Below are 12,400 nucleotides of genomic sequence, written 5' to 3' on the forward strand. Positions count from 1 at the left end.
GTACAGGGAGTGAAAGTGGCGTACAGCGGAGGGCCGCCGCCCAGGCCCGGGGACGACAGCGGCGGATACGTGTTCACGACCGTGGTCATGGTGGTGATCGCCATGCTCATCGTGACGCTCGTCCCGGCCATCTGCGCGGTGGTGCTGTTCGTCGCGCTGCGCCGGCTCCTGACCCGCCGGGACTGGGCCATCATGACGCTGGCGGGCGTGGCCGGATTCGCCGTGTACGCAAAGCAGAACGCGCTCAGCTATGGCTACTGGCTGCTCAGCTTCGTCGACTACGGCCCGGGGGAACCCGGCCGGGTCCCCGTCACCGTGGTGCTGTGCATAACGGCGGTACTGGCGGGCTGCACCGGCATGATCATGGGTGACGCCATCGGCTCGCCGGTCGCCGCGTTCAGCAGGTTCCTGCGCCTGATGAACCAGTTCTCCGACCTGTTCGACGGCACGTGGATGCGCCGCAAGGAGTCGGTCGACGACAAGATCACGCCCCTGAAGATCCGGCGGGACATGCTGAAGAAGCGGGTGGCCGGCCGGGTCCCGCTGAGCGACATCCCCGCCGTCCGCGGCCCGCACGCGACGGCGAAGGCCATGAAGACGCCGCTCAAGGCCAAGGCGCTCCCGATCGGGTTGGGCCGCCGGGACCGGCCGGTGTTCCTCAGCGTCCAGGAAATGGGCATGCACGGCGCCGTCGTCGGCTCCACCGGGAGCGGGAAGACGGTCACCCTGATGTGGATCATCGGGGCGGCGCTCGACATGGGGTTCGACGTCACCGTCATCGACATGAAGGAGGACACCGAGCCGGGCGGCCTGCGCGACTTCCTGCGCGCGTACTCGCGGATGCACGCGGTGCCGCTCCAGGAGATCGCCCTTGCCGACGAGCGGCCCGCCTACTGGTTCAACGCCCTGGCCGGAATGTCCGCCGACGAGGCGTTCGACACCATGATGACGCTGGTCGAGTTCGACGACGCGTTCTGGCAGGCGCTGAACCGCAAGATCTTGCAGCAGGTCGTCCAGCTGTGCTACGAGGCCAACGAGGTGGCGCCGGACCGGTTCGCCCTGCCCACCATGCTGGACATCGGCAAGATCATGGAGCAGGGCGAGAACATGCGGGGCATCGTCAGGGAGCGGGTCCTCGCGATCGACCGGGTGCGCGGCACCGGCCACTGCACGGAGCGCTACGCCAACGTGCTCCGGCCGTCCCGCGACGAGGCCAACTCCGCGGCCAGCTTCGGCACCAAGCTGACCGGGCTGTACGACTCCGGCGTGGGCCGGCGCATCCTCGTCCCCGGCGGTGACCGGCAGATGATCGACGTCCGGAGCGACGGGCTGACCTACATCGGGCTCAACTCGCTCGGGCAGCCCGACATGGCCAAGATCCTGTCCTCCTCGGCGCTGCAGCGCCTGTCGGTGTACGCCGCGCAGCGCATCCAGGGCCGTGCCCCCAAGGAGCGGCCGCGGCTGATCGTCGTGGACGAGGCGAACTTCATCGACCGGGACATCGCCATGAACATGCTGTCGCGGGTCCGGTCCGCGCTGTTCAACATGATCCTCTGCACCCAGGGGCCGACGGACTGGATCGACAAGGACGGCGACGACTGGTCCCGGCTGGCGCAGAACATCAACTGGCTGATCGCCATGGCGCAGTCGTCCCCGGAGTCCGCGGAGAAATGCGCCGAGTTCCTCGGGATGCGGGAAAACGCCACGCTCTCCGAGCGGCTCGGCCGGAGCGGCAGTCCCCAGCAGTTCAACGTCATGACGGACGAAGAGTTCATCGTCTCCCCGCAGGAACTGCGGGACCTGGGCACGGGCGAGGGGTACCTGCGGGTCAACAAGCCCGACAGCAGGGTCGAGTACGTGATCATGCCGATGCGCACCCAGGAACTCCAGTGGTACGAGGAGCGGGTGCCATGACCGCGCTCCGGGTGAGGCCGCGCACGCTGGCGATCGAGACCGCGATCGTCGCGGGCCTGGGCGCGGCGCTCGCGGGCATCTCCCTGGGGCTGCTCGTTCTCCAGTACGGCGGGACGCTCCGGCTCGGGATCGCCGATGTGCTCGCCGCCGGAGCGGCGGGCATGGCGGCCGCCGCGGTCGTGCGGCTGACCGTGCGCCTGCACCGCCGCTGGAAGAAGACGATCGGCCGGTTCACGGCCGCCGCCGCGCTGTGCTCCCTGGCCGTGGTCGCGGGAATGCTCGTGGTGATGATCCCGGGCGAATGCCCGGGCGGGCTGTTCAGTACCGGCCGGTGCGGCGTGCGTGAGGCGGCCGCCTGGGGACAGGTGGCCGGACTGGCGGCGGTCGTCAACTTCGGGATCGCGGGTCTCACGTTGGCGTTCGTGCGGATCGTACGGCGGCTCGCGCGAGCCGTCAGGGGCGTGCTGCGCGACGGGACGGACCAGGGCGTCATCTGGGTCAAGGCCCTGCGCGGCTCCGGCGGCGGCGCGGCCTCGGAGGGACGGCGGCGCGACCCGCAGGAGCCGAAGGGCCGCCCGACACGGCGCCGCGCCGACGCCGAGCGGGCCCGACGTGAACGGTCGCGTGCCCGTGCCTGACCGCGAGCGAGCCGCCGGCCCGCGGGTGTGCGCCGCGTGTCTCAGACGCCGCGGCGCACAGCCCGAACCGTCAGGGAACGTGCGGACGCCAGATGATCGACGAGACCACCAGCAGCACGCCCATACAGGTGATGGCGAAGGTCACCAAGAAAGGCAAGAGAGTGTCCGCACTGGGGCGCGGCGGCCGGTACGCCGGCAGCGCCCGGCGGGCCGGGACGCCTTCGCCGACGTCGAGCGGCAGTCCGTCGCCCACGGGCGCCGTCCAGCCGGACCGGTCTTCCGGCGCCGCCTCGGGCGGCGCGCTGAACGCGGCGTTCGACGCGCTTTCCCTCTCCGTCCGCGCCCCCGCTCCGGGGGGCGAGACATCCATGCCGTTCCACGTCTGCGACGTGGCGGAAGGCTCCCAGCCGTTGTTCCCCGGGCCGTCGACGGTGTCGTCAATGATGATCCACGGGTCCTGTTCCCAGCCCCCGACCGGCTCGGTCGCCGGCTTCCGCTCGTCGTTCATCCCGCTCGTCCTTCGAGTCCCGTCCTACGCGTCCACGAGGGGGCCGGCGAGTTTGGCCAGCGCCTTCTGCTGGATCTGCCGCACCCCCTCACGGGACAGCCCGAGCCGCTCGCCGATGACGCGGAGCGACTGCTCCGGCTCTCCGTCCAGCCCGAACCGGCGTGTCAGTACATATCGTTCGCGGGGGTCCAGACTCGGCAAGCCGCGGCCACCGATGGCGCGCAGGTCGAACTGGAGCAGCACTTCTTCCTCGACTCCCGGCGAAAGGGCGGGCAGCCGTTCCTCCCACGAGGTCTCGTCCTCGCCCGGAGCGGGCGTCTGCAGGCTGTCGAGCCGGGGCGCGTCCAGGACGCGGAGCACCTGGGCCTCGGTCACGCCCGCGCGGCGGGCGACGTCCGCGTGGTCCACCGGGGCGTCCGGCCCGGCCTCCTCCAGGAACGCCCGCTCGGCGGCCAGGATCGCGGGGCGCTTCTCGAAGTCACCGGGGTTGAGATTGGGATGATCGGCGTCCCGAACCGCGCGCAGCACCTCCCGCTGGATCGGCTTGAACGCCCAGCCGGCGAACGGGCCGCGCTTCGGGTCGTACGAGGAGATCGCCCACAGCAGCCCGACCTTGCCGGCGCTCTCGAAATCCTCGATGTGCTTACTGGATCTGGACGTGAACATCGCGACGTACCTGCGGACCAGACCGAAGTTCACGTTCAGGATTTCGAGGGTGACGTCCTCGAACTGGCGCTCGGCGCGGCGCAACGCAGGTTCCGACAGCGTGTCCAGCTCACCCGCGTCGGCCTTGGCACGCAGAACGGCGAGCTGCTCCTGAAGTTCCTTACGGCGGGCGAAGAGTTCGTCATTGCGGGTGCGGAACTCCTTGGCGGCGGGCCTACCGCCATCCAGCTGCACAGTGTCCATCTGTCTCCTCACCATCAGATGTCGTTTCATTTGATGAGTTGGCGGGCAGATGAGCGCGAGAGGGCCGGGGTCGTGCTCGTGGCGACGGCGGAAGCAGACGCGCCACCTCGCCAAGGTGGAACCCTGTGGCCCCACCCAGAAGTGCCGATTTGGGTACCGACTCCCCTACGGGGAGAACATGGCACATGGACGTCTTTGGTGGACCCTGGAGAGTTCCAGGGCGCCGTACCACAAGCAGAACCACCAGTGACAGGGCGTGTCCGTTAGCGGTCACAGAGCGACCCATCGTGACGACCTGGCCGCCGGCGCCGAAACACCGGTTGCGGATCCGTGAACGCACGGACTCTAAAGAACAGGGGCAGTCGAGAGCCAAGCCCCGCCTGACAAACGAAAGGACCATGGTGCGTACGATCCTGAGTGACCTCGGTCTCGAATCCCCGCTCGTCGGGACGACGGTGACAGCGCACATCAAGTCGAGCGGGCCCGACGGGTTCCGCTGCACCGTCTACGACGTCGCCACCCTGCTGCCGCGGGAGGCGCTCCTGCCCCGTGCCGACGCCTACGACCTCCCGGAGGGAGCCGCCGCCCCCGAGCTGGTGCCGGGGGACACCGTCATCGCGCTGGTCGTCGGCGTCTCCGGTGGGGAGGAGGAGGGCACCGAGCGGCTCCTGCTGTCGGCGACGGCACCCGAACTCGTCGAGCGGATCCTGGCGGGCTTCGTCGACGAGATCCTCCGGGGCAAGGTCGTCATCAAGGCCGTCGCCCGCGTGGCCGGAACCAAGACGAAGATCGCCGTGGCCCCCACCACCAAGGGAGTGGACGCGCGGGGCGCCTGCATCGGCCGCGGCGCCTGCCGGCTCAAGGGGGCCGAGCGCCTGCTGAACCGGGGTTACGGCCGGGAGCGGCTGGAGATCATCGAGTATTCCAGCGACCCGGTGACCTTCCTGACCAACGCCATGAACCCCGTGCAGGTCACCGAGGTCCTCGTCCAGGGCGGCGACGCGATCGTCGCGGTCGAGGGACACCAGCTCTCCGGCGGCATCGGCGAGGGCGGCCTGAACGCCCAGCTCGCCGGGCGCCTCACCGGCCACTACGTCCGGGTCGTCAAGGCCGGCACCGACCTGCGCGCGGCGCTGGACCGGTCGGCGGCGACCGGCTGATGAGATGAACGCGATACCGCTGCGCCGCCGGCTACGGTACGGGGCGGTCGCTTCGCTGATCACACTCGCGGGCTTCGCGGCCACGGACTCCCCCTACTACCGCGTCGGCCCCGGCCCCGTGATCCAGGTCGGCGGCTCCTGGTCGGTCACGACAGCCCGCGTCAGCCCGAGCAACTGGTTCCAGTGGAGCAAGGCCGAACTCACCGGACAACGCACGATCCGGGGCGGCGACGCCCCCCCAATGCCCCAGACGATGGCAGCCTCCCAGACCAACGCCGTACTAGTCGCCGCCCAACTGGCCGCACGCCGCACCCCCGTAGGCGGAACCGGCCTACAAGTAACCGACGCTCCCGGCCTGCACCCCGGCGACATCCTGCTGGCCACCCAGCAAGCCGGGGTCCTCACCCCCCTGCGCACACAGAACGACCTGCGAACCCCCCTTCGCCAGTCCCGCCTACAGGTGCTCGTAGTCCCCATGACCTCCGCGAACACCTGGGGCACCGCCGAACTCCGTCCAATATCGGCCGCCCACCTGGCCCAAGTGCGCGTACGCGAGACCTCAGCCGCCGCCTACCCCCTAGGCGACGTGCAGGGCCCCTCGGCCGGGCTAATCCTCGCCCTGGCCCGCGTCGACGCCCTCACCCCAGGCGATCTGACCGGCGGCCGCCGCATCGCCGGAACAGGCGCCATCAATTCCGACGGCACCGTGACCACCGTCGGCGAGGTCACCGAAAAGATCCACGCCGCCATAGCAGCACGCGCCGACGTCTTCCTGGTCCCCACCTGGCAAAGCCGCGAGGCCACCGCAGCGGCCAAAGGCACCAACCTGAAAATCATCCCCGTCCGCACAACCAAAGAAGCCCTCAACCACCTCTGCACCACCGCCGCCCAACCCCTCACCCACGTGTCAACGGGCTGACGGAGCCGTAATTTCAGGGTCGGCGCCCGCACCCGCGAGACCGTCTATGTGATCACAGCCTGAACTCGGTCCAGGCGTCTCCGTAGCGGCTGGCGCAAATCGTGCGCGGTCATTGGGGCATTGAGGCACTGCACCAAAGAGCGAAGCGGTCTTGCCAGGGCGTGCCCTGGCAAGACCGCTTTTGGAGATCCAGGCCTCGGCTACCCCCTAGGTGGGGGCGCCCAAGCGTGGACCGGTTCTGCTACGTGGTCTGCGTAGCGCCGCACTTCTTGCACTGGATGACCTTGTCGCCGACCTTCTCCCACACATGCTGGCAGCCCGACATTAGTACTCCCACTGCTCGAGGTGTAATGACGGCCAACGCCGTCAATAAGAACTGTCCATGTTCGTCGGGCTCCGGCAAACGCATGTGACGTGTTTCACAGGAGGTGCTGGGGGCGGGTGAAGCCCGACGATATTCCACTTGGTGGCAGCCGTCGCGTTTGCATCGAGGGGGAAAGAACGCGCCATTGGTGGCCGGTGTCCGCAAGGGGGCCTGGTCGCTGGAGGTCGAGCGGAGCGGGATGGTCATTGCCGCGCCTACCAGGGCTTTTCTGTGTGACGGCGCGACTGGGGCGTCCCGGCAATGCTGTGAACAGCAAACTTCTGGGGCCCTAGATATCCGACATCGGATGCGATTTGCGACACGAGCGACATTGACAATCGGTGGCAGATGGCGGGCTTTTCGGTATGCGAAAACCATGGATATGGTGCACCCAAAAAGGCGGCCCCGGCGGGAGTGCTGCAAGGGCGCCGAGTCGATCTTTGTTAGGTCGGCTCGGTGTGCCGATGGCGGCGTCCGGGTCCGACTCACCGTTCGAGGGGGTGCTCGGCAATGAACACGCCGAACAGGCCGACCGCCTCGATCGACTTGCTTCCCCTCGTGCCTCCTGGCGCCTTACTGCGGCTGCTCAGGAGTCGGTCTCCAGTCGTCGTTCGTCGTCAGGCGTCAGGCGTTCGTGGACGGCGGGTGGGGAGGAGGGGGAGGTGTTCCTCGCGGATGAGGCCGAAGCGCAGGGCCACATCCACTACCGCGGCTCGTTTGCCGTCCAGCCTCTCCTCTTCGAAGGGCTGTTTGACGCGTAGTTTCTGTTCGGCGAGGTAGTCGATGTGGAAGTTGACCGCGCGCAGGCTGATCTTGCGGTTGGGCAGGGTGCTCAGGCGTTCCGCGACCTGGCGCGAGGTGGGGACCGCCGTGGACGACTCGTCCCGGAGGCGTGGTTCGCAGAGGGCGACCAGGATGAGGAAGTAGGTCGCGTCCTGGTCCAGGGAGAACGCCGAGATGGTCGTGGCGCCGTCCAGGTCGGGCGGTTCGACGTCGGACGTTTCCAGGTACAGGTGTTGGGACGCGTACACCTGGAAGGAGGCTGTCGGGCCCCGGGTGGAGAGCACGACGCGCGAGAACTCGAAGGGGACCGGGCAGGAGGCGCGTAGCGGCGGGATCCGCAGATATTCGCCCGCACCCTCCGGATTCTCTACCACATAGGTCCGGTCGTGGCTAAAGTTGCTCAACCGCCAGTGATCGTCGACGGCGAGGATCTCCCCTGCCAGGCGTGGAACGGTGGGATTGTCCAGTTGCAGGTCGACCAGGTGACCGGGGGTGCCGCGTCCGAAACTGAGCGTCTCGCCCGGTGACAGTTCTCTGCGCACCGGGTCGCGACGCGGGTCCGACGGTACGTACACCAAAACGCTCGGCACGCGGTCACCTCGTGCAAGTCGTCCGCCTGGGGAAGTGATCATACCCATGGAGAAGCTACACGGGCTTGGCGGCCGAGCGGGCCCGGGACTCCGAGGGGAGCGGAATGGAGCCATTGCGTTCGGGCGATCCAGCGCAGGTCGGCGCCTACCGGCTGGTCGCGCGGCTGGGGGCGGGGGGCACCGGCCGGGTGTATCTGGGGCACGATTCGTCTGGTGACCTCGTCGCGATCAAGGTCGTCCACGCGCACATCGCTCATCGCCAGGACCGCCGTGACCGGTTCGCCCGGGAGATCGCCGCCGTGCGCGGCATCGACCCGGCGTACATCGCCCCGGTGGTGGACCACGATATGAGCGCGGCCGAGCCCTGGCTGGCCACCGCCTACCTGCGCGGACCCACCCTGCAGCAGATGGTGGAGCTGCGCGGGCCGTTGGCTGGGCCATCGGTGCGCGTGCTCGGGGCGGCACTGGCCAAGGCGCTGGCGGCGATCCACCGGGCCGGTGTCCTGCACCGCGATCTCAAACCGTCCAACCTGGTGCTCGCGCCGGACGGTCCGCGGGTGGTGGACTTCGGTATCGCCCGTCCCGACGGGGCCGACACGATCACCGCGCCCGGGTCGCTGCTGGGGACCCCGGGCTATATCCCGCCTGAGCGGATCCGCCTCCGGAACTCGGGGCCGGAGGGCGACGTCTTCGCGTTCGGTGCCGTGCTGGTGTACGCCGGCACGGGAGAAGGGCCGTTCGGTACGGGCTCGGTGCCGTCGCTGCTCTACCGCACGCAGTTCGAAGAACCTCGGCTGGACGCGCTGCGCGCGGCCCTGGACGATCCGCGGCTCACCGAGATCATCGTGAGTTGTCTCGCCCGCGAACCCGGGTGGCGTCCCACGGCCGAGCAATTGGTCGGACGATTCACCGAGGCGCCCGATCCGGGCTACGCGCCGCGGCTGCCCGACGAGGCGGCCGTTCGCGTCACCGACCCCGATGGTCGTCGATGGGCGCCACATACGAGGGGGAGCTAGCGGGAGAGTTCGTAGAAGAGGATGTCGTGGGGGCCCTCTTGGTCGCTGCGTGACGGCACCATGGCGAACCAATCATCGCCCGCACCGGCGAGGTTCCCGCTGCCGGACTGAGAGGTCCACCGCTGCCGACCGTCGGCGGCGTTGAGCACCGCCGTGCGCCCCCCGTTGCCGCCGCGATACCTGATGAGGACGCTGTCACCGGCCACCGCCGTGTCGGCCGTCAGTTCCTCCGGGTCCGGGGCCTGCCACAGCTCCCTGCCGGTCGCCGGATCGAGGGCCCGGATGGGGCCACTCTCCCTGGTGTCCCGTACGAGCACCACCCGTGGGCCCGCGTCGATCGGCACTCCGCGGCGCTGTGCCGCCCAGCGGGGCTTGCCCGCCGCCAGGTCGAACGCCTGAGGACGCCCGTCCGCCGTCGTGGCGATCAAGGCGTCGGGCGGGATCCCGAGAGCGTGGTCGCCGGTGGTCAGCAGACCCGAGCAGCCGGACTTGTCGTCGCGCTTGGAGAAGTGCGTCGAGACCTCGCCTCGCCACTGCGGCTTGCCGTCCCGTATGCCGTGAGCCCGCAGTGAGTACCTGCACGCGGGGTCCTCTTCGCGTTCGTCCACCGGCTCCCCGACCACCAGCGATCGCGGCGTGAGGATGCCGGTCCAGCCCGTGTTGCGGACGCCTGTGAGGCGCCGCCCGGTGCCTGCGTCCAGCACGGTGAACCGGTCCCCTGCTTTGCGGCCGTCGCCGCGGGCGAGCAGCACGTACGCCCCGGACGGCCGCGCCTGCAGTGCCCGCGCCTCGGTCTTGCCGATCCGCGCGCCGAGATCGGGCGGCATGACCTGCGTGGCCGGGGGCTCGTTCAGCGTCCAGCGGTCCTCGCCGGTGCGCAGGTCGCGCTTGGACACCACGCAGTCGCGGGCGCAGTCGGCGGTGTAGACGGCGTCCTGCAGCACCGTCACCTCACCGCTCTTCGCTTTGTGAGACCAGAGCTTGCGTCCAGAAGCGGTGTCGAGGACGTCCAGCCAGAGACCTTCGCCCTTCTTCCGGCCGCTGACGGCCACCACATTTCCGGCGACCGCCACGTCGGCGTAGAAGTCTCCGACGTCGCCGTCCTTCGCCTTGTAGCTCCAGCGCTGCTGCCCGGTACGCCGGTCCAGCCCCACGACTGAGCGGCCGATCCGCACGACCACCGAATCGGCGGTCGCCGCCACGTCATAGCCCTCGATCGAGGCCTGCAACTGCACGCGGGTCCGCCAGGTCGGCGCCCGGCCGTCGTCCCCCGGACCGCCGCCGTCTCCGCCGACGAGCAGCCAGCCGCCCGCGGCTCCGAGGGCCAGCACGATCAGTCCCGCCATGATCCGTCGCATATGCCCTTAGACGGACGTCCCCGATGTCTGGTTTCGGTCGGATCGGTCCGTGCGTACGATCCTGAGTGACTTCGGTCTCGAATCCCCGCTCGTCGGTACGACGGTGACGGCGCACATCAAGTCGAGCGGGCCCGACGGGGTGAACGCGCTCCAGCACCCGGCCGATGCGCTCCTTCGGACGTGAGTGCCGCCATGGGGGGCAGCGACGTCTTCGTTCGTCGCCTTGCGGTTACGAGAAGACTCCGGACGGTTGAATCTGGCTCTCGGAACAAGCCAGGGCCTGCCACCACAAAGCATGTAGGAGGAAGAGTCGCTATGTCGAATACTTACAGCCGGATCGCCGACGACGAGTTCTTCGCGGCGGCTGGGATAAGGACCCCGGCCGCTGGGACAGACGGCCCGACGACTGAGACCGGCGAGGGCAGCGACCGCACCACTGGCGGCGGGAGCGGCGATGCCGCTGCCTCCGGCAGTGCTGGAACTGGCAACGTTTCCTGACCCGTCAGGCTTCGCTGCATGACACTTGCCCGGCCGCGCCACGCGGCCGGGCAAGCCATGAGCTCAGTGCCGATCAGGTCGCCCTCTGGGCGGACATCGGCCGCCACGCACTGATCGCGCAAGCTGCGAGCTCAATCCGGGTGCATCGGCCGGGCCTTCGGCCCCGGCTCATTCCCAGCTGCGGCGTCGCCTCGGCCAGGGCTGCGAATCCGGCCCGCCTGATCCGCCGTGCCCTCGCGGAGGTCCAGCACCTGATGGCCCGGCTGATCAGCAGCCGGCCGACAACGATCGAACACTGCCGCCACTGGCGACGATGGCATCAAACTCGCCTCGCACCTGTCATTACCAGCGACAATCCACCCGAAGACGCTGGATTAGGCGATCGCCGCGGCGAGTAGGTGGATCTGGTCGGGTTGTGACGCGGTGGGAATGAAGATCAGTTCGTCGCAGCCGCTGGATTCGAACGCGGAGGCGTAGGACTGGACCATCTCGGCGCTGACGGCGGCGCCCGCCGCGACCTGGCGGGCCATGTCGCCGAGGAAGCCGTAGTAGTCCTGCAGGTAGGTGTCGGCTTGGGCTCGGGCGTTTGGGCCGAGGCCGTAGTAGGCCAGCGACAGCTTGCGGGGCTTTCCCGGGCGGCCGGCGTCCCGCCAGGCGGCATCGACGCTCGCCGCGGCCTGGGCGAACATGTCGGGCGTGCCGCCGCCCATGATCCAGCCGTCGGCGAACCGGGCCACCCGGCGGAAGCTCGCCTCGGTGCCGCCGCCCAGGATGAGTTCGGGGCCGCCGCCGCGCACGGGTTCCGGCCCGATCGCATCACCGGACCAGACGGCCTTCATGTCGGTCAGTTGCTCGTCCAGGCGGCGTCCCCTGCCTTCCTTGGCCACCTTGCTGGCGGTGTAGTCGTCGTCGCGTCCGCCCAGGCCGATGCCCAGGACCAGGCGTCCCCCGGAAAGCCGGTCGAGCGAGGCGGCCTGCTTGGCCAGCAGGGCGGCGTTCGTGTACAGCGGTGCGAGCAGGACGCTGGTGGTCAGCCGGATCCGGCTGGTGACCGCCGCGGCGGCGCTGAGGGAGACCAGCTCCTCGTAGTTCGGGTACACGAGCCTGCCGATCGTGCCGAGGGTGCTGAACCCCGCCTCCTCCGCCTGCCGTGCCCAGTCGACGAGGGCCTTGCCTTCGGTTCCGGGAACCGTGTTGGGAAGGCCGATCCCGATGTCCATTCGTGCCTCCGGTTCAGTGGACGGTGCGCTGGACGTTGACCTCGCGGTCGTGGGTGAACGGCTGCCCTTCCAGGTTGAAGCTCCAGGAGGTGGTCGGGGTGATCTGCATGTAGGGGGCGGGGCCGAACTGTCCCTCGCGTTCGACGAGTACGGCGTCGCCGTAGACGCGCAGGTAGCGCGGTGTCCACGGATCGGCGGAGACCAGGTCGTCGATGACGATGGCGACCTTGGTGTTTCCGGCCTCCACATTGCGGAACTTGCGGGTCTTGACGGGGTCGATGCCGCCCACGAACAGGTGCGTCCCGTCGAACTCGAATCCCACCGGCACCACGTCCGGCTGGCCGTCGGCGGAGACGGTGGCGATCCGGGCAAGCCGCTGGGACCGCAGGTAGGCGATCTCCTCTTCGCTGAACGACACTCTGGGCCTCCTCAGGAGATGTTAACTGGCGATACTGTACATGCCGCTAACTATCAGTGCCACGTACCTCGGTGGCGAACGCTCTCGTGCGGCTGTCTTCCCTGG

At 69.1% G+C, this 12,400-nt stretch carries 11 protein-coding genes; 5 read left to right on the forward strand and 6 right to left on the reverse strand.

The window, feature by feature from the left end; translation table 11 throughout:
• Positions 1-15 precede the first annotated feature (15 nt).
• Both ABD340_RS05020 and ABD340_RS05025 read left to right on the forward strand, forming a co-directional pair.
• Complete coding sequence (locus ABD340_RS05020; RefSeq protein ID WP_344587265.1) at positions 16-1,914, forward strand: type IV secretory system conjugative DNA transfer family protein; 1,899 nt, start codon at positions 16-18, stop codon at positions 1,912-1,914.
• Positions 1,911-2,552 carry a hypothetical protein gene (locus ABD340_RS05025; RefSeq protein WP_344587266.1) on the forward strand — a complete coding sequence of 214 codons (642 nt, stop codon included), beginning with the start codon at positions 1,911-1,913 and terminating at the stop codon, positions 2,550-2,552. Before ABD340_RS05020 ends, ABD340_RS05025 begins: the two co-directional genes overlap by 4 nt.
• 70 nt (positions 2,553-2,622) lie before the next feature.
• Here the strand turns inward: ABD340_RS05025 and ABD340_RS05030 are convergent, their stop codons facing one another.
• Both ABD340_RS05030 and ABD340_RS05035 read right to left on the reverse strand, forming a co-directional pair.
• Positions 2,623-3,060, reverse strand: coding sequence for a hypothetical protein (locus ABD340_RS05030; protein ID WP_344587267.1), 438 nt, complete (start codon positions 3,058-3,060; stop codon positions 2,623-2,625).
• Positions 3,061-3,084: 24 nt separating this feature from the next.
• Positions 3,085-3,969, reverse strand: a complete 885-nt coding sequence (locus ABD340_RS05035; protein ID WP_344587268.1) for a sigma-70 family RNA polymerase sigma factor — start codon at positions 3,967-3,969, stop codon at positions 3,085-3,087.
• A gap of 398 nt (positions 3,970-4,367) precedes the next feature.
• Here ABD340_RS05035 and ABD340_RS05040 point away from each other — a divergent pair, with 398 nt between their 5' ends.
• Both ABD340_RS05040 and ABD340_RS05045 read left to right on the forward strand, forming a co-directional pair.
• The gene (locus ABD340_RS05040) at positions 4,368-5,129 is read left to right on the forward strand and encodes a hypothetical protein (protein ID WP_344587269.1); all 762 of its coding nucleotides are present in this window, start codon (positions 4,368-4,370) and stop codon (positions 5,127-5,129) included.
• Positions 5,130-5,133: 4 nt separating this feature from the next.
• Positions 5,134-6,048: a S16 family serine protease gene (locus tag ABD340_RS05045; protein ID WP_344587270.1), complete on the forward strand. Its 915-nt coding sequence runs from the start codon at positions 5,134-5,136 to the stop codon at positions 6,046-6,048.
• Positions 6,049-7,029: 981 nt separating this feature from the next.
• On the opposite strand, the gene ABD340_RS05050 is transcribed toward ABD340_RS05045, so the two are convergent.
• Complete coding sequence (locus ABD340_RS05050; RefSeq protein WP_344587271.1) at positions 7,030-7,785, reverse strand: hypothetical protein; 756 nt, start codon at positions 7,783-7,785, stop codon at positions 7,030-7,032.
• A 104-nt stretch (positions 7,786-7,889) separates the two neighbouring features.
• On the opposite strand from ABD340_RS05050, the gene ABD340_RS05055 reads away from it, so the two are divergent.
• Positions 7,890-8,801, forward strand: a complete 912-nt coding sequence (locus ABD340_RS05055; protein ID WP_344587272.1) for a serine/threonine-protein kinase — start codon at positions 7,890-7,892, stop codon at positions 8,799-8,801.
• Here the strand turns inward: ABD340_RS05055 and ABD340_RS05060 are convergent.
• From ABD340_RS05060 to ABD340_RS05070, 3 genes are all read right to left on the reverse strand, one after another.
• On the reverse strand, positions 8,798-10,147 hold the full coding sequence (locus ABD340_RS05060; protein WP_344587273.1) for an outer membrane protein assembly factor BamB family protein: 1,350 nt from the start codon (positions 10,145-10,147) through the stop codon (positions 8,798-8,800). The two genes, ABD340_RS05055 and ABD340_RS05060, sit on opposite strands and share 4 nt — an antisense overlap.
• Positions 10,148-11,031: 884 nt before the next feature.
• A complete protein-coding gene (locus ABD340_RS05065; RefSeq protein ID WP_344587274.1) occupies positions 11,032-11,877 on the reverse strand; it encodes an LLM class flavin-dependent oxidoreductase in 846 nt (281 codons plus the stop codon).
• A gap of 13 nt (positions 11,878-11,890) precedes the next feature.
• A complete protein-coding gene (locus tag ABD340_RS05070) occupies positions 11,891-12,295 on the reverse strand; it encodes a PPOX class F420-dependent oxidoreductase (RefSeq protein ID WP_344587275.1) in 405 nt (134 codons plus the stop codon).
• Positions 12,296-12,400 lie beyond the last annotated feature (105 nt).

Source organism: Actinomadura vinacea, assembly GCF_039532545.1.
In the GTDB taxonomy this organism is placed as follows: Bacteria; Actinomycetota; Actinomycetes; order Streptosporangiales; family Streptosporangiaceae; genus Spirillospora; species Spirillospora vinacea.